This is a genomic window from Haloferax sp. S1W (assembly GCF_044593955.1).
Taxonomy (GTDB): Archaea; Halobacteriota; Halobacteria; order Halobacteriales; family Haloferacaceae; genus Haloferax.
The window spans coordinates 102,589-123,128 of the sequence record NZ_CP172595.1 but is presented as its reverse complement, the minus strand read 5'-3'; the positions used below and the strand labels follow the sequence as shown (position 1 = coordinate 123,128).

Below are 20,540 nucleotides of genomic sequence, written 5' to 3'. Positions count from 1 at the left end.
CGGGAGTACTGTCACCGAGGTCAACTCGGGGAAGGACTTATCCGAAGGCATCTCACAGGTATCAGCATCCCCGCGAGGATACTATGAACGAAGTCCAACTCGAAGTGGCGAAGGCGTACCCGAACGACTCGGGGCGCGGTATCGCCCGTCTTGACCCGGACACCCTGCTCCATCTCAAGCTCTCACCGGGCGACATCATCGAGATAGAGGGTGGAAAGACGACCGCCGCGAAGGTGTGGCGGGCAGACCGGCAAGACTGGAACACGGATACGGTCCGCATCGACGGGTTCACTCGGCAGAACGCCGACGTGAGCATCGGCGAACGCGTGACCATCCGGAAAGCAGAGGCCAAGAAGGCCGACAAACTTGTGCTCGCACCCCCGGAGGAGGCGAGCGTGCAGTTCGGTTCCGACGCGGCTGGCATGGTCAAGCGGCAGATTCTCAAGCGGCCCGTGGTCGAACGCGACATCGTTCCGGTGATGTCGAGTACGAACCACCCATTCATGCGGTCGCCGGGACAGGCCATCCCGCTTATCGCCGTCGAGACGAAGCCCGAAGGCGTCGTCCTCGTCACCGAGGACACCGATGTCGACCTCCGTGAGGAGCCGATATCTGGCTTCGAGAAGACCGGCAGCGGAATCACCTACGAGGACATCGGTGGCCTGACCAACGAGATTCAGCGCGTCCGCGAGATGGTCGAGTTGCCGATGAAGCACCCGCAAATCTTCAAAAAGCTCGGCATCGAACCGCCGCAAGGGGTGCTGCTCCACGGCCCACCCGGGACGGGGAAGACGCTTCTCGCCCGTGCGGTGGCCAACGAGACTTCGGCGAGCTTCTTCTCTATCGCTGGCCCGGAGATTATCTCGAAATACTACGGGGAGTCAGAACAGCAACTCCGTGAGATATTCGAGGACGCCAAAGAGGAGTCGCCGAGCATCATCTTCATCGACGAACTCGACTCCATCGCACCGAAGCGCGAGGACGTGACCGGCGAAGTCGAACGCCGCGTCGTCGCCCAGTTGCTGACGATGATGGACGGCCTCGAAGCCCGCGGGCAGGTTATCGTCATCGCAGCGACGAACCGCGTCGATTCGGTCGACCCCGCGCTCCGTCGTCCCGGTCGGTTCGACCGCGAAATCGAAATCGGCGTCCCCGACGAGGAAGGCCGCAAGGAGGTTCTCCAGATTCACACCCGCGGCATGCCGCTTTCGGACGACGTGAACCTCGATTCACTGGCCGACGACACCCACGGGTTCGTCGGTGCCGACATCGAGGCGCTGACCAAGGAGGCGGCGATGAAGGCGCTGCGGCGCTACCTGCCCGAAATTGACCTCGACCGCGAGGACATCCCGCCGAGTCTCATCGACCGGATGGTCGTCAAGAGCGACGACTTCAGCGGTGCCCTCGGCGAGGTCGAACCCTCGGCGATGCGCGAGGTGCTCGTCGAGATTCCGAAGGTCACGTGGAACGACGTGGGCGGCCTCGAAGACCCCAAACAGAAGGTCAAAGAGAGCGTCGAGTGGCCGCTCGTCACTCCCGAGAAGTTCGACCGGATGGGCATCGAGGCACCGAAAGGGGTGCTTCTCTACGGCCCGCCCGGGACGGGGAAGACCCTCATCGCCAAGGCCGTCGCCAACGAGACGAACGCGAACTTCATCTCGGTGCGCGGCCCGCAACTCCTGTCGAAGTGGGTCGGCGAGTCAGAGAAGGCGATTCGCCAGACGTTCCGCAAGGCGCGGCAGGTGTCGCCCACCATCATCTTCTTCGATGAGTTGGACGCCCTCGCGCCCGCCCGTGGCAACGACATGGGCAACAACGTCTCCGAGCGCGTCGTCAACCAACTCCTGACCGAGTTGGACGGTCTCGAAGACGCCGGCAACGTCATGGTCATCGCGGCGACGAACCGCCCGGACATGATCGACCCCGCGCTCATCCGCTCGGGTCGCTTCGACCGGCTGGTCCTCATCGGCCAGCCCTCCGAGGAGGGCCGCGAGCAGATTCTGGACATCCACACCCGCCAGAGTCCGCTCGCACCCGACGTGAGCCTCCGCGAAATCGCCGAAATCACCGACGGCTACGTCGGTTCGGACCTCGAATCCATCTGCCGCGAGGCGGCTATCGAGGCGCTCCGTGAGGACGACGACGCCGAGGAAATCGAGATGCGGCACTTCCGCAAGGCGATGGAAGCGGTCCGGCCGACCATCACCGAGGAGCTGATGCGCTACTACGAAGAGATTCAAGACCAGTTCAAGGGCGGTGCCCGCGAGGGCCTCTCGCCCGACACCCGCGACGGCCGCATCGGCTTCCAGTAAGCCGACGCCTGCGGGGGTCTTCGGTTTTTAGAGAATCGAGACGATAGCGGACGCGCCGTCTGGTGGTCCGGCGCTGGTGAAATCCGTAGAATATGATAGCTGCGGCGTGCTGAATAGAGGGGGTGTATCGGTCAGCAGGTCAGTCAGCGGGAGCGACCGTGGCGCTCTGTTCTGCAGCGGGTGATCTACTCATCTCTGCTCCGAGTCCGATTCCTGCAACTGCGACACCCATAACAAGCAGTCCGAGCGGACTTCGAAGCGTTCCGAGTGAAAGGTCCGAGTGAATACCGAACAGCGGGACTCCCACCACTAAGAGAACGAGCAGAATCTGCGGAACAGTGTTCGGGTTCTTCAAAACGGACCGATTTCGGGTCACTAACCACCCAGCCATAACCCACGTAACCCCGAGAAACAACAGTAATTGTGAGTCCCACGACCCATCGAGATAGTACACCCCAGATGCGAATGCTCCGGCAATAGCGCCGATAGAGAGGGCTTTGGAGTCAACCATGTTGTCGAGACAGAATATAGACATAAAAATGTTGAGTCAGACGTGAGACGAACCTCGATAAAGTGAGTCCAATATAGACGTTGTAGCCGACTTGCGCGCTGTATTCAGCACGGCCGCAGAAATCTCACCGAGGTCTGTCAAATGTGGCGTGACACACATAGAGGATCTATTCGTCAGGAGCTACTCGCTCCCTCTACAGGGACAGTTCCACCGACAGTAAACCCTGTCAGTGAACCAAATAGCAGCTCATCCCCGCCAGCTCGACGCGCATTCTCGATCCACTGATTGGCCTGTTCGGCCGAGAGAATTCCTGCTTCCCGCATCCTTGCTAGCCGTTCCTCAAGATACAGCACCTCGTTCACTATCTCAAAATCAGTCAAAACGATCGAAACCGGGTCAATATCGATATCCGTTAGCCCCACCTCTCGGATAAGGGCATAGAGACGGCGTCCAATCGTTGGATTCAGCGAGTCAGCCCACTTGCTATCGGTCACCGCGTTAGTCACCTCTGTATCAGTGTCGGGCATGGCGACGATACACGTATCCCAATCCGGCCCACTCACAGTAAGCCGACCACCCGGACGAGTGACACGGCGCATCTCTGTCAGCGCCCCTCGGGGATCGTCGAGGTGTTGGAGGACACGATCCGCTCGGCATCCATCGAATGTTCCATCCTCGAACGATAACTGCATTACATCATCAACCCGAAAACACACTGTATCCATATCACCGGTCCGCTCCCTCGCTTCCTCGATTAAGGATTCACTCTTATCGACGCCGATGACTTCCCCCTCCGGTCCAACCCTCTCTGAGAGCATGACGACATCATCACCCATACCGCACCCGGCATCGAGAATTCGATCACCTTGTGTCGGACGGAGGAGCTGATGACTCCGACGTTTGTAGTCCTGTATCCCTTCGAGGCCGGTTACAGTATCCAGATAGGCTCTGGCCTCGTCTGCATCGGTATCGACATCGTTCCACTCGGGTCTATGATCGCCGTCGGTCATGATGGTCTCTCTATTCGTACGCGGCCAACATAAGAGAGACGTGTGTTACCAACTGTCACGACTTTATTCATCGAGCGTCTCCTCTTCTCAGGACAGATTTGTCTCCTATCTCCGTTCGAATTTCCGATGGATACGCGCTCTGTATTCAGCACGGCTCCGACATAGTATCAACAAATGATTTCGACAGAACTGGCAGTCCCCGTAGCAACCCCACAATAATGGCAGAAAAGATATCAATTCCCTCTGTCAATCGGGTGTATGACCCTCCACGCTGACCGACGGTCCACCGCTGGACTCCTCGCTATCTGTTGCGGCGTCCTCGCCCCGCTCGTCGCGGAGGAGATACTCGCGCATCGGCTCTCGTTGGAAGGCATGCCTGTTATCTATGGATTTCTGGGGCTTGCAGCGGTCGCTACCGCTGTCGCCGTCTGGTACTCTTCGACGTATTCGTGGAAGTACGTACTTGGGTATGGAGTGTTGACCGGCGGGAGTGCAATTGCAGTGTTCGTCTATCTGTTCGCTCAGGCGCATGCCTGAACGTCTACCCACCACGTACGAGACCACTCGTCAGAAGAGCAAGACCGTGCGGTATTCGTGTGCCAACCGAAACAAGGTCGCGGGGGAGAAACCTCAGAACAGAAGCGAGTCGTCGTTATCGATCATGTAGAGCGTTCGCGCCGCGACGTTGACCGCGTGGTCGCCGATGCGTTCGAGGTCGCGAATCGTAAGCAGGAGGCGGCGAACGTCGATGAGGAACTCTTCGGGGTCGAGTTCGCCGTCGCCTTCGAAGTCGCTGCCGGTCATCAGGTCGCGCACGACGGTCTGGGAGGCGTTGTTACACATCTCGTCGATGTTGTCGTCGCGCTCTGCGACCGAGTGGCAAAGTTCCGTGTCCTCGCTTTCGTAGGCGTCCATCGCCTGGTCGACCATGTCGAGGGCTGCGTTGCCGATGCGCTGGATGTCGACTTCCGTGTACACGTCGTTTTCCGCGTCGATAGCGTACTGTGCGAGATTGGTCGCGAGGTCACCGATGCGTTCGAGGTCGGTGATAATCTTGAACGACGCCGTGATGAACCGGAGGTCGCTCGCAACGGGTTGCTGGAGGGCGAGCAGGTCGATGCAGTCCTGTTCGAGGTCGAGGTAGAGACGGTTGATTTCGTGGTCACCTTCGATGACCTCCTGTGCTTTGCGCTCGTCTTTCTCTTCGAGCGCGTCGAGGGCGTACCGGACGCGTTCGGCGACGAGCTCGCTGAGGTAGAGTACATCCTCCTCGAGTTCGATGAGCCGATTTTGGTAGCTATTGCGGGCCATGTGTGACGTTCCGTTAGGAGTGGTGAAATTCCTTGTGATGCCTCAAGTAATAGCAGGCACAGAAACAAAACGCGAACGAGAGACAGACTGCCCGAGTATCGAGTGCGTCCGTGACGCACCACCACCGACGTGGGTCGGCGTTACCCGAACTTCCCGGTGATGTAGTCTTCGACGCGCTGACTGTCGGGGTTCTCGAAGATTTTCTGGGTGTCGTCGAACTCGACGAGTTCACCGCCCGTCAGGAACACCGCGGTCTTATCGGAGATACGCGCCGCCTGCTGCATGTTGTGCGTGACGATGACGACGGTGTAGTCTTCGGCGAGTTCTTCGACGAGGTCCTCGATTTGCGAGGTTGCGACGGGGTCGAGTGCGGACGCCGGTTCGTCCATCAGAAGGACCTCCGGGTCGGGTGCAATCGCGCGGGCGATACAGAGGCGCTGTTGTTGCCCACCGGAGAGGTCGAGACCGGATTCGTGGAGGCGGTCTTTGACCTCGTCCCAGAGGGCAGCGCGCTTCAGCGAGTCTTCGACGATTTGGTCGTAATCGCCGTCGATACCCTGAATTTTCAGTCCGTAGACGACGTTTTCGTAGATGCTCTTCGGGAATGGGTTCGGCTTCTGGAAGACCATCCCGACGCGACGACGGAGCGCGACGGGGTCAACGTCGTCGTCGTAGACGTTCTTGCCGCGGAGCGTCAGTTTCCCATCGACGCGGGCGACATCGATGAGGTCGTTCATCCGGTTGATACACCGGAGGAACGTTGATTTCCCACACCCCGAAGGGCCAATCATCGCGGTGACGCTGTTTTCGGAAATCTCCATCGAAATATCGTGGAGCGCCTGTTCTTCGCCGTACCAGACGTTGATATCCTCCGCATGGATGACCGTCTCGGCATCACTGGTCGTGGGCGAATCCGACGTGGCGAGACCCTCGCTTACGTCCGTCTGGACGAGCATCTCGTCTTTCGTCGGGTCGTCTGTCCCATTCATTGCTGGTGATTCAACCTCAGTCGCTTTGTCTCTTTGGCTCATTGGCTTGTATTAGCTTTCGCTTTCGTACTTGTTCCGGAGGACGATGGCGATGGAATTCATGGCGAGAAGCACCGCGAGGAGGACGACGACACCGGCCGGAACGGCCTTGGTGTAGAAGTCCTCGCTGGCGAACAGGCTCGACCACGCGTACACTTGCAGCGGCATGGCGCTCACCTTCGAGTTGAGCGCGGTGGGCAGGCTGAACAGGACGTTCGGGGCCCCAATCATGATGAGCGGTGCGGTCTCACCGATTGCGCGACCAAGCGCGAGGATGGTGCCGGTGAGAATTCCAGGGAACGCCTCGGGGAGGATGACGTTGCGAACCGTCTGCCACCGCGTCGCACCCATCCCGTACGAGGCCTGCCGCATGTCCTGCGGGACGGCGCGAATCGCCTCGCGGGAGGAGATGATGACGATGGGGAGGATGAGGAGCGCGAGCGTCGCGCCGCCGATGATGACCGTCCCCGTCGCCTGTCCGAGGTAGGTGACGAACACGCCGAGTCCCAGCAGACCGTAGACGACAGAAGGGACACCGGCGAGGTTCGAGATGTTCACGTCGATAAAGCGGGTAAAGCGGTTATCCGGGGCGTACTCTTCGAGGTACACCGCGGCACCGACGCCGAGCGGGAACGACAGCGCGGCAACCGTGACCATCAGGAGAATAGACCCACCGATAGCAGGGTAGAGACCCGCATTTTCGGCGGAGCCGCTGTGTGCGCTGGTGAGGAACTGCCAGTCAGTCCACGCTTGCGGCCCGGCGAATCCGAGCGCGTCCACGGCGACGGCACCGACGAGACCCCCGACGATGACGGTTGCTGCGAACACGACGCCGATTTTCGCTTCCTCACGGGTGAGCGCCGACCCGCCAGCGTACGCCGCGGTGGGAACGAACGAAACCGCGGTCACGACGACGAGCGCGTTGGCGTCGGTGCCGACCATCGGTCCGATGAGGGCCGCGAGACCTGTGACGACGAGTGCACCTACACCGGCGACCAGTCCAGCAGTTCTGTCCTCACGAATCCGCGCGATGTACTGGCCGACGGCGAGTGCGGTGACGCCGCCGAGGACGAGCGTCAGGATAACCCAGTCAGTGGGGACGACGGGTGCCTTCTGGACGAGTTCCGGGATGCTGTGGAAGTACCCCGGGACGCCGAACAGCGAGAGGAAGAACAACAGACCGGTCGCGGCGACGCGAGCGGTGAAGGGAATCTGGTGTTCGTACTTCGTCAGCAGGACGGTCCCGGCCACGGCGACGACGAGTCCGATAGCGTACGAAAAGCCGACGAGCGGCGGGATGATGTCGACGAAGACGATTGCAACCCCGCCGCTGAACATCAGTGAGACGAGGAGCGCGCCGACGACCATGCCACCGAGTTTGAGCGCCTCGACGTTCTGCCGGTAGAGATAGCCGCCGACGAGTAGTGATGGGAGAACGAGCGTCAGGAAGAACGTGAGGTGCCACCCGGCGTCGGCCGTCAGGGGCTGGATGGCGTCGTTGGCGACGTAGACGAGAAGCACCGCCAGCGTGACGATGCCGAACATCGTCGCGGCCAAGAGCAGATACCGGAAGATGATGCCAGCGGTCCGACTGACCTGCCCGAAGCCCTGAGCGTAGCCGGATTCTTGTTCCGTTGCCATCTCAGTAGACCTCCCGGTACCGGCGTGCGACGTAGTCGCTGATGATGTTCATGATGAGCGTGATAACGAACAGGACGAGACCGATAGCGAACAGACTGCGGTAGGCGAGGCCGCCACCGGTGATGTCGCCGGTCAGAAGCTGAACCATCGCGGCCGTCATCGGCAGCGCACCTTCGAGATACGATGCCGGGTTCAGGGGGTTGAGGAACTTCGCCTGTGCGCCCGCAGCGACGGTGACGGCCATCGTCTCACCAATCGCGCGCGAGAGCGCGAGGATGAACGACGAGAAGATACCGGAGAGTGCGGCGGGGACGACGATACCCGTCGACACGTCGAACTTCGTGGCACCCATCCCATACCCGGCCTGCCGGAGTTCGTCCGGCACGGCCGACATCGCGTCTTCGCTGATGGACGCGACCATCGGGATAATCATGATGCCGACGACGATGCTCGCCGAAAGCATGTTGAACGTCCCGATGTTGGGGAAGACAACCTTGAGCGCGGGCGTGATGTAGATGAGTGCGAAGAACCCGTAGACGACGGTCGGGACGCCAGCGAGGATTTCGAGCGCGGGTTTGAGGATAGAGCGGGCCTGCGGACTCGCGTACTCGCTCAGGTAGATTGCCGTCGCAACACCGAGCGGGAGCGCGATGATTGCGGACCCGATGGTCACCATCATCGTGGCCGAGATGAGGGCCATCACACCGAACTCTTTGCTGTTTATCTGCCAGGTCGTTCCCGTGAGGAAGTCGACGAGGTTCGCCGTCTCTCCTGCGACACCCATCAGCGGCGCGGTGAGGCTAAAGAACTTGGACGCCTCTGTGATGAGGAGTCCAACGATGCTGAGGGTTGTGACGACGGACAGCGCCGCACACAGGAAAAAGAACGACCGCGTCAGCAACTCACGCGGAGCGTTCTCCGTGTTCCGCGTGAGGTCTGTTTCGAGGTCATCTGTACTCATTGGATTGTATGAATCGTGGCGTATGAAAAAGCGCTTCGTTACCCTATTCTGCCAATAGACGCTCAGTTAGCCTCTTCGATGGCCGAATTGACCTTGTCGAGCATCTCCTGTTGTTCGTCCTCGCCGAGCGGGACGTACCCGACTTCGTCGGCGACGATTTCCTTGCTGGTGGACTGTTCCAGCCAGTAGCGCGTGAACTCTGCGACGTGTTCCTTTGCGAGCGACTCCTTGGCGGGGTACGTAAACAGCGGGCGCGAAAGCGGCGTGTAGTCGCCGGAGAGGGCCGTGTCGAGGGATGGTTCGACGTAGCCGTCGCCGTCGTCGATAGCGACTGCCTGTATGGCCTCGGTGTTCTCGCTGTAGTACGCGAAGCCCATGTAGCCGATGGCGAACTTCGAACCTTTGACACCCTGAATGATGGTGCGGTCCTGCTCGGTCGCGGAGTAGTCCTGGCGGTGGCCCGGACCTTCCTCGCCGAGGATAGCCTCGATGAAGTAGTCGTAGGTACCGGAGGCGTCAGTGGGACCGAAGATTTCGATTTCCTCGTCGGGCCACTCGGAGTTCACGTCGGACCACGTCGTCGGCTTCTCTTCGGCCGAGAAGATGGTCTTGAGTTGCTCGACAGTGAGACCCTCGCCGAGGAAGTCGTTGTCGTTGTTGACGATGACCGTCAGCGCGTCGGTCGCGACCTTGATTTCGACGGGAGTGACGTCGTTGTTCGAACACTGGTCCTTTTCTTCGCCCTTGATGGGGCGAGACGCGTTGTTGAAGTCCGTCTGGCCGGCACAGAAGTAGTTCGCGAAGCCGCCACCGGACCCGGTGGACTGGATGTTGATGTTGACGCCCGAGTGTTCCTTCTGGAAGCGCTCTGCCATCGCGGTGGCGAGCGGGAAGACGGTCGAGGAACCTGCGACGTTGATGTCGCCAGAGAGACCCTCGGAACCGGACCCCGAGCCGGAGTCGTCGGAGTCGCCCGAGCCACCGGACGCGTCGGTGGGTTCGGAGTCGCTATTGTTCTCCGTACAGCCAGCCAGTCCGGTCAGTCCAGCAGCACCAGAGGCAATCAGGAACTTGCGCCGTGAAAGGGCAGTGTCCGTCTTACGCGTCATCATCATTGTCGAATCGATTTGTGGGTAAATACGCTGCTATGACAAATATATAGATATACGTTCTAGTATGTGGGACATGGGTGATGGCGGTGCGTCCGGAACAACCCGGGAGCCCGAGAGTAGAAACCTCAATATGCGGGGATGCGTCCGTGTGTGACGAATTCAGTCCCGTGATAACACGTCCGGCGAGCGGGTATTCAGTCGTCCCTTGCTATCCAGAGAAGTCGATATCGAGGGGTGAACTGAGGTGTTCCACCCCATGGTACTCTCTCAGGTAGTAATCTCTACTCGCATTATATAGAGATAGACAGTTTTATTGTTCGTAGCCGACCACGCTCGGGTATGGTCGAAACCCGAAAGGTGCAGGTGACTGGCGGTTCCACCTACACTGTCTCCATCCCCAAAGACTGGGCGACGGAAAACGGCGTCTCCGCCGGGAGTGAAGTCGAATTCTACCCCGAAGGAGACTCCCTGTTCTTGACTCCCCGCTCCGAGGAGGAACGAACCGAGGGAACCCTCGATATCACAAATCTCGAAGGCGACGAACTCACGCGCGCGGTCATGACCATGTACGTGAGCGGGTTCGACATCATCGCGCTGGAGAGTTCGCGTATCACGACCGACCAGCGCCGGACCATCCGCGAGGCCACCCAGAGTCTCGTTGGGCTGGAAGTCCTCGAAGAGACGCGTGACCGCGTGGTCATCCGCGACTTGCTGGATTCGTCGGAACTCTCCATCCACAACGCGGTCACGCGCATGCGCCTCATCGCGCTGTCGATGCTCGAAGACGCAATCGCCGCGCTCGCGGAACTCGACGAGGACATGGCGCGCGACGTTATCCAGCGCGACGACGACGTTGACCGCCTCTGGATGGTCGTCTCCCGCATCTTCCGGGCGACGCTCCGCACCCCGAAGGCCGCCGAGGAACTCGGCCTTCCGCGTGAGGTGTGTTTCGACTACCAGTCCGCCGCGCGCCAACTGGAGCGTATCGGCGACCACGCGACGAAGATTGCCCACCTCTCGCTGAACTTCGAGGAACCCGTCGACGAGGAGATTATCATTGCTATCGAGGACCTCTTCGAAGAGGCTAAAGAGGTCGTCAACGGCGGGATGGACGCCCTGTTCGCCGAAGACAGCAGCGAGGCGACGCGTCTGGCGAACGAATCGCGCGAGGCCGTTCAGGCCATCGACGAGAGCGCCCGCAAAATCGACGAACTCCTTCGCGGCCTCGACCCGGCCCGCGCGCAACTGCTCGGTCTCATCGTCGACTCCGTCTCCCGGAGCGCCGACTACGGCGGCAACATCGCCGAGACGGCTCTGCAGAAAGCCGCACCGACGCCCTAACTCGGTCGCTCAGACTCAGTAACGCACTTTTTCGGCTATTTCGGTGTTCTACAGAGACGTGAGGCTGCCGCTCTCGAACAGCAAACAGTCGGTGCCGCGCCGGAGGGCGACGCGGCGGAGAGAAATTTATTCCTCGACGACGACGGCGTTGACCTGTCCGTCCTGACCGGGGCGGGAGGTGACGCGGGCGCGACCGGCGCTCGTGTCGATGATGGAGCCCTTCGTGATGATGTTCCGGCGGGCGTAGTTGACGTTCGACGGGTTGTCGATGACGCCTTCGATGTCGGCCTGCGTGACCTCTGCACCGTCGGCGACCTGCGCGACGTTCGTCGAGAGCGTACGGAGCTTCTCATTGTTGCCGCGGGAGTCGATGGTCTGGAATCGGGGTTCGCCGACCGTCGTGGCGGCGGGTTCGCGACCCAGTTGGTAGCGCTTCTTGTTCGAAGACGGCTTGAGCCGCCCACCGGTTCGCTTCCGCTTGGAGCGTCCTTGGTCCTTCATACGGGGTAAAAACCTCGGTGACTACTTGAATCGCTCGAATCGGCTCTTGTGAGGCGTTCACATATGGGTGTGGCGTGTCCGCCGGGGTGTGCAGGGCCGCGTCGGGGCGAACACAAACCGTTTTGGTCGCCCGCCGCCGCCGTCGAACCGATGAGTCTCGACGTTACCGTCGCCGTCCCGTTCCGTCAGCACGGGTCGACCCGCCTCGGCGAAGGCGAGTTCGTCGTCGCCCTGTCGCTCGACCGAGACTGGTTCTCACCCGACCAGGCGAAGCGCCTCATCGACCTCGCCGCGGGCCGCGGCCTCGTCGAACGCGATGGCACCGAAATCGTCGCGACGTTCGACCCCGCCGACATGCAGGTCCCCGAAGAGTTCGAACCCGATGCGTCGGTCCTCCGCGAGCAGTCCGCTTTCGAGCAGGTTCTCGACGCCTGCGTCGCCGCCGGTATCGAAAAACAGGCCGCCGTCGCCGGTATCAACGAGCGGCAGTCGAAACTCGGCGTGACCGCCGAGGCCGCCGCCGTCCTCTTCGCCCGCTCGAACGGCGTTGACGTGGGCGATGCGGCCCGAAAGGCCAAATCGGGGTTGTCAGAGTAGCATCCGTCCGCAGGTACTGCGAGACTGAAGCGACACCCCAAAACCGTCGCCCCGCGAAAGCCGGGTATGGTCGTCGATAGACTCTCCGACGGGAAGCGAATCGCCCAACTCCTCGCCTCCGAACTGACCGGGCACGAAGAGACGTTCTCTATTCTCTCCATCGTCGATTCGGACCCCGACGTGGAACCGACCGAAGACGGGGCACTCGCCTACGCCGTCGCGGCCGGGGACGAGCGGGTCGCAGAGGTGTACGTGCAACCAGACCGCGCACGAATCGAGTTCATTTCCCACCCCGACGTGACCGCCGAGGCAGCGGACGAAGCGGGACTTCGTGTCCGGCCCAAGGCTGTCCGTCCCCCGCGGACGCTCGTCTTCGTCGAGGACGGCGCGCAGGTGAAGTGGACGCTCCCAGCGTTCCGTGAACTGGTCGCTGCACTCGAATCGGACGCGGACGAATAGCACTGAGAGCGGACGCGGACGAATAGAACCTAGAGGTCGGCGAGCAGTTCAGGGAGTCGCGTCGGCAGTTCGTCGCGGGGGATGTGCGCGATGGCGCGCGGGTCGGGGTCGTCACAGCCTTCGCCGAGCACCTGCACGGGGCGGATGCCAGCGTCGTGCGCGCCGGCGATATCGTGGTGCACGCTGTCGCCGACGTACACCGTCTCGTCGGGTTCGACATCGAGTGCGTCGAGGAGTGCCCCGAACGCGCGAGCGTCCGGTTTCCCGGCCGGGAGTGCACCGGTCACGAGGGTCGCGTCGAAGTGGTCGTGCCAGTCGAGTTTGTCGAGTTTCGCTTCCTGTGCGACCACCGGGCCGTTGGTAAGGAGTCCGACACGGTAGGTCGTTCTGAGTCCCGCCAGCATCGCCGCGACGCCATCGACGGGGACGACGGCGTCGGTGATACGCTCTCGATAGGCCGTCGCCACGTGTTCGGGGTCCGCGGCCGTTTCGTGTTTGTCGAGGAGCGTCTCGAAAATGGGCGTTCGAGTGCGGTTCGTGAGGTGCTCTTGGTGCGCTTTCAGATACGCCTCCCGAGACAGTTGCGGTGCGCCCGCCGCAGCCGCTGCCTCTTCGAGGATAGTCTCGCGGTCCCGCGTCGGGACGGCGAGGGTGTAGTCGAGGTCGAACCCGACCGCAGTGACTGACATCGTCGTCCGAGCGTTGGATATCAAGTGATATGAGCGTGCCGGGAACCGACGACACGGTCAGTTCCGTTTCCTCGCGTCGCTCTCGAAAGAGAGGCGGGTTTTTCACCGTCCGCGACGACGCCGAGGTATGACCCTCGACCCCGTCCACGTCGACGACATCGCGTCGATGGCTGGCGCTATCGCCACGTCGGTCGACGACACCGACCACGACGACATCGCGCGGACGGTGTGGGAACAGTGGCTCGACCCGCTTCAGTCTCCCAGCGGTGGGTCGCCCGTGGTCGAACCGCTGGATGACCAGCGACTCTCCGCGGCCGCCATCGACGACGTTGCGCTGGTCGAGTCGCCGTTTCCGACCGTCCACGGTCTCGACTCGGGGACAATCAACCCGACGACGTTCAAAAACGGGCTCGTCCTCGACGTTGCACACGCCGCGATGGCGGCGGACCCCTCGGACCTCGACCTTCACCGCCATCGGAGCATCGTCATGACTGTCCACACGCGCGACCGGACCACCGCGTTCGACGACGAGTGGCGGCACTCCGACGAAGGCTACGGTAGGCGGCGTGTCGTCCACGCGCCGCGCGTCAGCAAGTACGCCGAAGGCGTCGTCCATGCGCTTTCGCTCTACCTCGCAGAGAGTTCGCACGCACTCGAACACGCCGAGGCCGTAGACGACCTGCTCCTTCTGGATGGGCCACTCTACCCGAAGGAACTCCTGAGTTGGCAGGACCGTGACGCCGAACTCCGCGACCTCGCTCGTGAGGCTAAGCCGAAGAGCGTCGTCGAGAACTACATCCGCCTCGTGGAGACCTTCGTCGAGCGAGATGTTCCGCTGGCCGGGTTCGTCAAGAACCCCGCCGCCAAGCACATCGTCAAAACCGTCCAGAAGCACTTCCGCAAGAGCGGCAGCGGCGACGTGCCGTGGGTAGACGACACCTCGTTTTTCGTCCGGTTGCTCGAACGGGGCAACGGCGAAGGACCCGACGACAGGCAGACAGACGCCCTCACGTTCACGAACTGGTTCGTCTCGCGCGGTGGGGCCGACCGCCAGTTGAGCGTCGACGGCGACGCCTTCGGAATCGACCGGAAACTCGACCCCGAAGCGTACACGGTCACGTTTTTCGTCCTCTACGACCCGCGAACCGACGTGTGCTACCGAGTCGAAGCGCCCTACGCGTTCACGAAGGACCCCGAACGCCGTGAAAACCTGACGCAACACGTCGTTCGTGACGTGGCTGCCGGGCGCGGGCCGCCGCTGGCGATTGCGAAAGCCGACGAACTCGCGCGAGTGAGTGCAGTCGAAAAGGCGGCGCTTCGCCGGAAGTTAGAAGAGACGCTGTCGTCGGGGTCGGTACACACCTACAACGACATTCGCTGGTTCGAAGGCGAAGGCGAGTAATCAGGCCGCAGCGTCGCCTTCGTCTTCGGGTCTGATGACCTCGATTCGAACGTTATCGCTGGCGACACCGACCCGTGCGAACTGCGTCCGGATGTGTTCTTTTGCTGCCGTAATCGCCTGTTCGCGGGTGTCGAATCCGCGGGGAAGCGGTGTGTCGAACGCGACCCGAATCTTCTGTCCGTCGATGGTCGTCTCAGTGCCGCCGCTTTCGACCTCGTAGAACTCGTCGCAAACCCAGACGTAGGGTGCGTTCTCGTTGGGCGCACCCCGGTACGTCGGCGCTTCTTCACCTCGCTCGAAGATAGTGCCAGTGAGGGCCGTTCCGCCGCCGTGACCGCGGACCAAGAGCATAGCTACTCTAGGGTGGCGAGACTGAAAAGACGTGCGAGAACGAAAGAACGGAAGTCGATATCCGATGGTGTCGATGCGGGTGGTTCTGTCCCCGGCGGCGGCCGGTGGTGAGGCTTTTTACTCGTCGCCCGAGAGCCTTCGGACATGACCGACCTGGGGGACTTCAACGACTTCGTCGGCGACGACACCGACGAATCCGATTCCGAGTCCGAACCGGAGGGCCGCCGCGCCAGTGGCGACGAGGCCACCGCGGCAGGGCACGAATCCAACGGCGGCGAGACGGCCACATCGGGGACCGACAACACAGCACCGGTCGCCGACGACGGCGACGACGAACTCACCTTCGAGCAGTACGACGCGAACCCGGTCGGAACCGAGAACGGTATCGGTGCGATTTCCGTCTCACAGGGGCTTCGTGTCTCTGAAGACCGAGAGCGAACGACGCTTCGAGCGTTCGTTACGACCGGGAACCGCGAACAGGTCCGTCTCGGGAAGTATCTCGTCGCCCCCTACCCGGACGACGAACTGCTGTTCTGTCGAATCGTCGGCTTGGAGTACGCCCAGGAGTTCCAATCCGACGACGCGACGGAGATTCACGCCCGTCGGGCGATGCGGCGGTCCGCAGACGAGTTCGCCGAACGCGACTACAAGTTCGTCGCCGAACTCGAACCTATCGCGGTTCTCTTTTCGGACCGCGGTGACCTGAAGCGCCGGATGGTCGACCGCGTGCCGAAACCGGGTGCGACCGTCGGCGAGGCGGACGACGCGACCCAGATTAAGACCGGCTTGAAGATTCCCGAGGAGGGCGTCTTCCTCGGCCACCTCTCGGTTGGTGGCGAGAAGGTCCGAACCGCGGCGCGACCACCAACCATCGACTACCGTCTGAAAGACGACTACACCGACGGCGACCCCCTCGTCTTCCGACACACGCTCGTCGCGGGCGGTACCGGGTCCGGAAAGACCCACGCCTCGAAGAACATGCTCCGGCAGTATCTCTCGCCCGAGCGGACCTACGAGATGGACGACGGCCGGGAGGTCCAGACTGCGGTCGTCCAGTTCGACCCGCAGGACGAGTACGCCCAGATGCACGACGACAACCCGGATATGAACGCCGACATCGCCCAGCGCTACGAGCGCGAGGGCATCGCCCACGGCGGCCACGACGACACCATCGCCCTCGTCCCAAAGATGGCCGGGTCGTCGTATCCGGGGTCGAACCACCACGCCGAGCAGTTGGAGTTCACCATCCCCTTCTCGATGGCGAACGACCTCCCGTGGTTGGTCGCCGGGAGCAACCTCAACGACAACCAGTATCCAGCGCTCCTCGAACTGCTGAACCGCTTCTTCCGCAACTACGGCGAACAGGGGACTTACAGCGAGTTCCTGACGTTCCTCGACGACCCGGCGCTCAAAGAGGAACTCCACGAGTCCGGGCGCGTCCACGAGGCGACGTTCGACGCGGTGAAACGGCGGGTACGAGGCGTTCCGAGCGGTGTCTTTGACCAGGACGCGCGACCAATCACGGACCTCGACCACGAACTCGTCCGTCCCGGCGGCCTAACCGTCGTTCCGACCTACCACCTGCCGTCGAGTCGGGCGAAGGAACTGTTCGTGCTCGCCGTTTCATCGCTGCTCATCGACGATAAACTCTCGAACGACCCAGCGAGCGACCGAATCAAAGAGACGCCACTGGTACTCGGGATGGACGAGGCACACAACTTCCTGACCGATGCCGACACCGTGCAGGCACAGAAGGTCATCCAGAAGTTCACCGAAGCGGCCAAGCAGGGCCGTAAAGAGCGACTCGGTCTGTTCCTCATCACGCAGGACCCACAGGACATCGCCGACCCGGTGTTCAAACAGGTGAACACCAAAGTCGTGCTCAACCTCGGCGACGAAGACGCCATCAAGAGCGTCAACATCCCACCGAACCTCGAAGACAAGGTACCGTACATGGAGAAAGGCCAGATGGTCGTCTACTCGCCGGATAACTCCGAACCGGTGGAACTCACCGGTCTTTCGACCTGTGTGACGCGCCACGGAGACTGAGTCGGATTCACTGAACTGAGGCGACTTCGAATCCCCCAAACCGTCGCCCGGATTTTTGTCCTCACACCGACTAGAGCGTTGCATGGCCGAACACGTGCTCGTTCCCGTCGATGGGTCGCCGCAGTCTATCGCTGCGCTTCGGTTCGCTACCTCCGAGTGGCCCGACGCGCATCTCACGTTGGTCCACATCATCAACCCCTCGAACGCTGACTACCGAGAACGGGCACTCAGCGGAACACAAGAGTGGTATCAAGAGGAAAAACGCGAGGCGCGCGAGGCTTTCGCGGAGGCGAAAGCGAAAGTCGGCCTAGTCGACAGCGACCGCGAAATCGACGAGAAAATCGCCGTCGGAAGCCCCGCCAGCACCATCGTGGACGTGTTGGACGCCGACGATGCGGAGTTCGACCACGTGGTGATGGGAAGCCACGGCCGGACGGGCGTCTCGCGCATCCTCCTCGGGAGCGTCGCCGAAGCAGTCGTTCGGCACTCGCCGGTTCCCGTCACCATCGTCAGGTGAGGCGAGAGTGCGTCCGACGAGAGTACGGAATCCCGATTACACCTCCAAGCCGTGTGTTCGGCGAAGGTCACTGTCCTCACGTTCCCCGATATCCCGGAGCGTCTCGAAGGTCCGGTCGATATCCTCGGGTGTCGTCCGGTGGCTACAGATCGACAGTCGCAGGACGGTCCGGTCGTGTATTGAAGTCGTCATGACGAACGCGACGCCGCTGAGCTGAATTTCGTCGGCGATTCGCTGGTTGAGTTCGTCGAGATACTCGTCAACCGCCTCGCGTGACACTGTGCCCTCGGCGGCGGCCGCTCGGAGATCCTGCGGCGCGTACTGGAACGAGTAGATGTACAGGTTTGGCTCGTGGAGCGCGACGAAGTCATCGGATTCTCGGACGCGCGAATCGAGGTGTTCCGCACAGTGGACGCTCCGTGAGAGGAACGCCCGATACCCCTCGACGCCGATGTGTTTCAGGCTCATCCAGACTTTCAGTGCCCGGAATCCTCGCGACATCTGCGGGCCGATTTCGTAGTAATCCGGCCCCTCGTAGGGCGTTCGTCTCGTCCCTTCCAGATAGGAGGCGGACATCGCGAACGATTCGGCCATCTTCGACTCGTCCTGTATGAGGATGCACCCGCACTCGTAGGGGATGTACAGCCACTTGTGCGGGTCCAGTGTAACCGAGTCTGCACGTTCGAGTCCGGCGTACTGTGTCCGCTTCTCCGGGAGAACCGCCCCGAACGCACCGCACGCACCGTCGGCGTGGAACCAGAGGTCACGGTCCTCACAGACCGTCGCAATCTCCTCCAACGGGTCGATAGCGCCGACGTTGATAGAGCCGACCTGCCCGATGACGCAGAAGGGAACGTCGCCGTCGGCCTCGTCTCGCTCCAGTTGTTCGACGAGCGCGTCGACGTTCATCGTGAAATCGTCGTCGCTGGGGACGAGTCGAACCGCGTCGTTGCCAAGTCCGAGCAGTTCCGCGACGCGATAGATAGACGTGTGTCCCTCGTGGTCGGCCATATAGAGCGTAAACTGGCCGGAGCGGTCAGAAGACTGGAGGCCACCGGACTTCGTATCGTATTCCGCTTTCGCTCGGAGACCGGTGAGAATCCCCGTGAGGTTCGCCATCGTCCCGCCGCTCGTGAACAAACCGCCACAGTCGACGGGATAGTCGATCATCTCGGCAATCCACTCGATTGTCTGGCGTTCGATTTCCGTCGCGGACGGTGCGGCTTTCCACCCCCCTGAGTTCATGTTGACGGAGGCAGCGAGCGCGTCCGCAAGGGCACCCATCGGCATTCCGGACCCATTGACGAACCCAAAGTACCGAGGAGAACCCAGATGGGTTGCGTTCGGAAGCACCCGGTCGGGCCACTCATCCAGTATGTCGGCAGGGTCCTGCCCATGCTCCGGGAGTGGGTCGTCGAACACCGCTTCGATTTCCTCCTGTGGCTTTCCCGGGAAGACCGGACGGTCGTCTATGCTGTCGAGGTACTCCGCGATAATCTCGACCATCTGATAGCCTAACTCCCGGAACTCATCCGGGTCGAGGTCGGACGTGTCGAACTCTTTTGATGATGCCATGGTTGTCATACGACAGCATTTGACATAGTATTTTTATCCACGGTGGAAGTGACACTAGTGTTACTAGGTGGTATCGATGGAACGAGTGGTGCGAGCACACCGAAATCGGCGGTTTAGGCCGGAATCCGTCGGCCTATTAATATGTCGCCCATTTCACGAGACGATGAATTTCGAAGAGGTCGCCACGACCCGCCGTTCGCTCCACGAGTACGCAGACGAACCAATCGACGACGAGACGCTCGAAACGATATTCGAGACGGCCATTCAGGCCCCGTCGAGTTACAATCTCCAGCCGTGGGAGTTCGTCGTCCTGCGCGAAGACGAGACGCAGAAAGCCCTCCGCGAGGCCGCCTACGACCAGGAACACGTCACTGGTGCCGCCGCCTCGGTCATCATTCTCGGCAACAAGGACCCCGAAGCCCACGCCCAGACTATCGCCGACGACATGCTCGAAAAGGGCTACCTGCCGAACGAAGAAGTCCGCGACGGCATCCTCGAAAACATCGCCGGGATGGCTGACCTCCCCGAACAGGAACGCCGCGTCTGGACCGTCCGTTCGACGTCGCTGGTCGCGATGTCGCTCATGCACGCCGCGTGGAGCGAGGGCGTCGCCACCTGCCCCATCGGTGGCTTCGACCACGACGCCGTTCTCGACGCGTTCGACATCGACGGCGACCAGTACGAACCCGTAATGCTTCTGACGATGGGCATCCCCACCGACGACGCCGCCGAATTGCAGGCGGAGCGTAAGTACCGTCGCCCCGTGGACGAAGTCGTTCACTTCGAGGAGTTCGCGCCGGAGCAGTCGTCCGAACCGGCTCCTGCGGACGACTGAGACGGGTAGTTTCAACAGTTTGACTCGACGATTCGACTGTTTCACTGCTTCGTTTGCGACGTCTCTCTCGCCTACTCTTGGCTCCGAACGATAATTCATAGATTTATCATAGATGAGGAAGTACGGGGGAGTATGCCAATCATGTCGAGTGATGACTTCTCGATACACGCCGACGAGTGTGATAGCGTCGGCGGTGGGATGTCTATCTCCGACCTTCCCGACGAGGTGACCTCCATCGACGATTTGGACTGTGAGTGTTGGAGCGAGTTCGAGTCTCTCGAAGATATCGAGTGACCCGCGACGCGAGTGGTCCGCCAGAATACTCCGTTTCTCGGTGT

Annotated in this window: 21 protein-coding genes; 10 read left to right on the top strand and 11 right to left on the bottom strand. The window is 61.4% G+C overall.

Annotated features, from left to right (window positions below):
• Positions 1-83: 83 nt before the first annotated feature.
• Positions 84-2,312, top strand: a complete 2,229-nt coding sequence (locus tag ACH9L7_RS00645; RefSeq protein ID WP_396611827.1) for a CDC48 family AAA ATPase — start codon at positions 84-86, stop codon at positions 2,310-2,312.
• Between the two features lie 139 nt (positions 2,313-2,451).
• Here the strand turns inward: ACH9L7_RS00645 and ACH9L7_RS00640 are convergent, their stop codons facing one another.
• Together ACH9L7_RS00640 and ACH9L7_RS00635 are read right to left on the bottom strand one after the other, a co-directional pair.
• Positions 2,452-2,823 carry a hypothetical protein gene (locus tag ACH9L7_RS00640; protein ID WP_396611826.1) on the bottom strand — a complete coding sequence of 124 codons (372 nt, stop codon included), beginning with the start codon at positions 2,821-2,823 and terminating at the stop codon, positions 2,452-2,454.
• A gap of 173 nt (positions 2,824-2,996) precedes the next feature.
• On the bottom strand, positions 2,997-3,833 hold the full coding sequence (locus tag ACH9L7_RS00635; protein ID WP_396611825.1) for a methyltransferase domain-containing protein: 837 nt from the start codon (positions 3,831-3,833) through the stop codon (positions 2,997-2,999).
• A gap of 258 nt (positions 3,834-4,091) precedes the next feature.
• Between ACH9L7_RS00635 and ACH9L7_RS00630 the strand changes: the two genes are divergently transcribed.
• Positions 4,092-4,370, top strand: coding sequence for a hypothetical protein (locus ACH9L7_RS00630; protein WP_396611824.1), 279 nt, complete (start codon positions 4,092-4,094; stop codon positions 4,368-4,370).
• 93 nt (positions 4,371-4,463) lie between these two features.
• On the opposite strand, the gene phoU is transcribed toward ACH9L7_RS00630, so the two are convergent.
• The 5 genes from phoU to ACH9L7_RS00605 form a co-directional block, all read right to left on the bottom strand.
• Positions 4,464-5,144 (bottom strand): phosphate signaling complex protein PhoU, encoded by a 681-nt coding sequence (gene phoU, locus ACH9L7_RS00625; RefSeq protein ID WP_396611823.1) that lies wholly within the window; start codon positions 5,142-5,144, stop codon positions 4,464-4,466.
• 140 nt (positions 5,145-5,284) lie between these two features.
• On the bottom strand, positions 5,285-6,133 hold the full coding sequence (gene pstB / locus ACH9L7_RS00620; RefSeq protein ID WP_396611822.1) for a phosphate ABC transporter ATP-binding protein PstB: 849 nt from the start codon (positions 6,131-6,133) through the stop codon (positions 5,285-5,287).
• Positions 6,134-6,184: 51 nt separating this feature from the next.
• Positions 6,185-7,813: a phosphate ABC transporter permease PstA gene (pstA, locus tag ACH9L7_RS00615; RefSeq protein ID WP_396611821.1), complete on the bottom strand. Its 1,629-nt coding sequence runs from the start codon at positions 7,811-7,813 to the stop codon at positions 6,185-6,187.
• A 1-nt stretch (position 7,814) separates the two neighbouring features.
• Entirely contained in the window at positions 7,815-8,774 is a 960-nt protein-coding gene (pstC, locus tag ACH9L7_RS00610) for a phosphate ABC transporter permease subunit PstC (protein ID WP_396611820.1), read from the bottom strand.
• Positions 8,775-8,836: 62 nt separating this feature from the next.
• On the bottom strand, positions 8,837-9,883 hold the full coding sequence (locus ACH9L7_RS00605; RefSeq protein ID WP_396611819.1) for a PstS family phosphate ABC transporter substrate-binding protein: 1,047 nt from the start codon (positions 9,881-9,883) through the stop codon (positions 8,837-8,839).
• A 342-nt stretch (positions 9,884-10,225) separates the two neighbouring features.
• Here ACH9L7_RS00605 and ACH9L7_RS00600 point away from each other — a divergent pair, with 342 nt between their 5' ends.
• On the top strand, positions 10,226-11,227 hold the full coding sequence (locus ACH9L7_RS00600; protein ID WP_396611818.1) for a PhoU domain-containing protein: 1,002 nt from the start codon (positions 10,226-10,228) through the stop codon (positions 11,225-11,227).
• A gap of 126 nt (positions 11,228-11,353) precedes the next feature.
• Here the strand turns inward: ACH9L7_RS00600 and ACH9L7_RS00595 are convergent, their stop codons facing one another.
• Positions 11,354-11,728, bottom strand: coding sequence for a 30S ribosomal protein S8e (locus ACH9L7_RS00595; RefSeq protein WP_396611817.1), 375 nt, complete (start codon positions 11,726-11,728; stop codon positions 11,354-11,356).
• 150 nt (positions 11,729-11,878) lie between these two features.
• Between ACH9L7_RS00595 and ACH9L7_RS00590 the strand changes: the two genes are divergently transcribed.
• Both ACH9L7_RS00590 and ACH9L7_RS00585 read left to right on the top strand, forming a co-directional pair.
• Positions 11,879-12,325 carry a DUF2240 family protein gene (locus tag ACH9L7_RS00590; protein ID WP_396611816.1) on the top strand — a complete coding sequence of 149 codons (447 nt, stop codon included), beginning with the start codon at positions 11,879-11,881 and terminating at the stop codon, positions 12,323-12,325.
• 66 nt (positions 12,326-12,391) lie between these two features.
• On the top strand, positions 12,392-12,784 hold the full coding sequence (locus ACH9L7_RS00585; protein WP_396611815.1) for a hypothetical protein: 393 nt from the start codon (positions 12,392-12,394) through the stop codon (positions 12,782-12,784).
• A 29-nt stretch (positions 12,785-12,813) separates the two neighbouring features.
• Here ACH9L7_RS00585 and ACH9L7_RS00580 read toward each other — a convergent pair whose 3' ends face one another.
• A complete protein-coding gene (locus ACH9L7_RS00580; RefSeq protein ID WP_396611814.1) occupies positions 12,814-13,473 on the bottom strand; it encodes an HAD family hydrolase in 660 nt (219 codons plus the stop codon).
• Between the two features lie 127 nt (positions 13,474-13,600).
• Here ACH9L7_RS00580 and ACH9L7_RS00575 point away from each other — a divergent pair, with 127 nt between their 5' ends.
• Positions 13,601-14,875 carry a DNA double-strand break repair nuclease NurA gene (locus ACH9L7_RS00575; RefSeq protein WP_396611813.1) on the top strand — a complete coding sequence of 425 codons (1,275 nt, stop codon included), beginning with the start codon at positions 13,601-13,603 and terminating at the stop codon, positions 14,873-14,875.
• Here the strand turns inward: ACH9L7_RS00575 and ACH9L7_RS00570 are convergent, their stop codons facing one another.
• Entirely contained in the window at positions 14,876-15,226 is a 351-nt protein-coding gene (locus ACH9L7_RS00570) for a hypothetical protein (protein WP_396611812.1), read from the bottom strand. It lies immediately after the preceding gene.
• 144 nt (positions 15,227-15,370) lie between these two features.
• Between ACH9L7_RS00570 and ACH9L7_RS00565 the strand changes: the two genes are divergently transcribed.
• The gene (locus ACH9L7_RS00565) at positions 15,371-17,275 is read left to right on the top strand and encodes an ATP-binding protein (RefSeq protein WP_396611811.1); all 1,905 of its coding nucleotides are present in this window, start codon (positions 15,371-15,373) and stop codon (positions 17,273-17,275) included.
• 82 nt (positions 17,276-17,357) lie between these two features.
• Complete coding sequence (locus tag ACH9L7_RS00560; protein ID WP_396611810.1) at positions 17,358-17,792, top strand: universal stress protein; 435 nt, start codon at positions 17,358-17,360, stop codon at positions 17,790-17,792.
• 36 nt (positions 17,793-17,828) lie between these two features.
• On the opposite strand, the gene ACH9L7_RS00555 is transcribed toward ACH9L7_RS00560, so the two are convergent.
• A complete protein-coding gene (locus tag ACH9L7_RS00555) occupies positions 17,829-19,367 on the bottom strand; it encodes a pyridoxal phosphate-dependent decarboxylase family protein (protein WP_396611809.1) in 1,539 nt (512 codons plus the stop codon).
• 163 nt (positions 19,368-19,530) lie between these two features.
• Between ACH9L7_RS00555 and ACH9L7_RS00550 the strand changes: the two genes are divergently transcribed.
• Together ACH9L7_RS00550 and ACH9L7_RS00545 are read left to right on the top strand one after the other, a co-directional pair.
• Entirely contained in the window at positions 19,531-20,202 is a 672-nt protein-coding gene (locus ACH9L7_RS00550; RefSeq protein ID WP_396611808.1) for a nitroreductase family protein, read from the top strand.
• Between the two features lie 132 nt (positions 20,203-20,334).
• Entirely contained in the window at positions 20,335-20,496 is a 162-nt protein-coding gene (locus ACH9L7_RS00545) for a hypothetical protein (protein WP_396611807.1), read from the top strand.
• Positions 20,497-20,540 lie beyond the last annotated feature (44 nt).

Coding starts and splice junctions, on each gene's coding strand:
- ACH9L7_RS00645 (WP_396611827.1), top strand. CDS start 84: ATGAACGAAGTCCAACTCGAAGTGGCGAAGGCGTACCCGAACGACTCG.
- ACH9L7_RS00640 (WP_396611826.1), bottom strand. CDS start 2,823: ATGGTTGACTCCAAAGCCCTCTCTATCGGCGCTATTGCCGGAGCATTC.
- ACH9L7_RS00635 (WP_396611825.1), bottom strand. CDS start 3,833: ATGACCGACGGCGATCATAGACCCGAGTGGAACGATGTCGATACCGAT.
- ACH9L7_RS00630 (WP_396611824.1), top strand. CDS start 4,092: ATGACCCTCCACGCTGACCGACGGTCCACCGCTGGACTCCTCGCTATC.
- phoU (WP_396611823.1), bottom strand. CDS start 5,144: ATGGCCCGCAATAGCTACCAAAATCGGCTCATCGAACTCGAGGAGGAT.
- pstB (WP_396611822.1), bottom strand. CDS start 6,133: ATGAATGGGACAGACGACCCGACGAAAGACGAGATGCTCGTCCAGACG.
- pstA (WP_396611821.1), bottom strand. CDS start 7,813: ATGGCAACGGAACAAGAATCCGGCTACGCTCAGGGCTTCGGGCAGGTC.
- pstC (WP_396611820.1), bottom strand. CDS start 8,774: ATGAGTACAGATGACCTCGAAACAGACCTCACGCGGAACACGGAGAAC.
- ACH9L7_RS00605 (WP_396611819.1), bottom strand. CDS start 9,883: ATGACGCGTAAGACGGACACTGCCCTTTCACGGCGCAAGTTCCTGATT.
- ACH9L7_RS00600 (WP_396611818.1), top strand. CDS start 10,226: ATGGTCGAAACCCGAAAGGTGCAGGTGACTGGCGGTTCCACCTACACT.
- ACH9L7_RS00595 (WP_396611817.1), bottom strand. CDS start 11,728: ATGAAGGACCAAGGACGCTCCAAGCGGAAGCGAACCGGTGGGCGGCTC.
- ACH9L7_RS00590 (WP_396611816.1), top strand. CDS start 11,879: ATGAGTCTCGACGTTACCGTCGCCGTCCCGTTCCGTCAGCACGGGTCG.
- ACH9L7_RS00585 (WP_396611815.1), top strand. CDS start 12,392: ATGGTCGTCGATAGACTCTCCGACGGGAAGCGAATCGCCCAACTCCTC.
- ACH9L7_RS00580 (WP_396611814.1), bottom strand. CDS start 13,473: ATGTCAGTCACTGCGGTCGGGTTCGACCTCGACTACACCCTCGCCGTC.
- ACH9L7_RS00575 (WP_396611813.1), top strand. CDS start 13,601: ATGACCCTCGACCCCGTCCACGTCGACGACATCGCGTCGATGGCTGGC.
- ACH9L7_RS00570 (WP_396611812.1), bottom strand. CDS start 15,226: ATGCTCTTGGTCCGCGGTCACGGCGGCGGAACGGCCCTCACTGGCACT.
- ACH9L7_RS00565 (WP_396611811.1), top strand. CDS start 15,371: ATGACCGACCTGGGGGACTTCAACGACTTCGTCGGCGACGACACCGAC.
- ACH9L7_RS00560 (WP_396611810.1), top strand. CDS start 17,358: ATGGCCGAACACGTGCTCGTTCCCGTCGATGGGTCGCCGCAGTCTATC.
- ACH9L7_RS00555 (WP_396611809.1), bottom strand. CDS start 19,367: ATGGCATCATCAAAAGAGTTCGACACGTCCGACCTCGACCCGGATGAG.
- ACH9L7_RS00550 (WP_396611808.1), top strand. CDS start 19,531: ATGAATTTCGAAGAGGTCGCCACGACCCGCCGTTCGCTCCACGAGTAC.
- ACH9L7_RS00545 (WP_396611807.1), top strand. CDS start 20,335: ATGCCAATCATGTCGAGTGATGACTTCTCGATACACGCCGACGAGTGT.